At 54.9% G+C, this 700-nt stretch carries 1 protein-coding gene; it reads left to right on the top strand.

The genetic code is table 11. From position 1 onward, the window contains the following. The first annotated feature begins 68 nt into the window (after positions 1 to 68). Positions 69 to 611 carry a hypothetical protein gene (locus SRAH_RS12735; protein ID WP_149028988.1) on the top strand — a complete coding sequence of 181 codons (543 nt, stop codon included), beginning with the start codon at positions 69 to 71 and terminating at the stop codon, positions 609 to 611. Positions 612 to 700: the final 89 nt, after the last annotated feature.

Below are 700 nucleotides of genomic sequence, written 5' to 3'. Positions count from 1 at the left end.
TAACCTGCGGTTCAACTCGGACGTGCCTTCGGCCCGCCGGTTAACCTCAACGTTAGGCCTCAGAAAACATGGACTGGCTCACCTTTATCGCCGAAATCGCCAAAGCCCTTGGCTGGCCGGTCGCTGCGGTCATCGTCACCTTTCTATTCCGCGATCAACTAAGAGCGCTACTTGTGCGGGTGCGAAAGGGCAGGCTGGGGCCAGCAGAGTTTGAGTTCGAGGAGTCAGTAAAGACACTGAAGTCTGAGGCAGCTGAAATCACCCAAGGACCACCTGAAGTTCTGAGCAAAGACACAGTTGCCCTGCTTGCATCAAATCCACATGGAGCAATCATTACGTCATGGCTAGAACTGGAGGAAGCTATGCGTACCCTTCTAAAAGCGAAGCGCTTTGCTGCTCCGGCAGTTGCTTCCCCGCTGAGAACAATGCATGCGGTCAAGGATCTCGGTCTGATCGATCCTGTTTACGTAGAGCTCACTGACGAACTGCGTCAACTGAGGAATCGTGCAAGTCACGAACCCAACTTCACCCCATCGCAGGAATCGGTCATCGACTATGTACGCCTTGCGAAAGAACTGTCCAGCATCTACCGGGCAGCAGCTGAGGCCTAATACCTCGGTAAGTCTGACCCGCTACGACCATAATCTCCGGCAACGCCGCAGCGTTCCAAGGCCCCAGCACCCTTCTCCACAGCGCCTAA

Origin of the sequence: Serpentinimonas barnesii (assembly GCF_000696225.1) — a bacterium.
Taxonomy (GTDB): domain Bacteria; phylum Pseudomonadota; class Gammaproteobacteria; order Burkholderiales; family Burkholderiaceae_C; genus Serpentinimonas; species Serpentinimonas barnesii.
The sequence above is the reverse complement of the archived record's forward strand: the minus strand, read 5'-3'. Positions and strand labels throughout refer to the sequence as shown.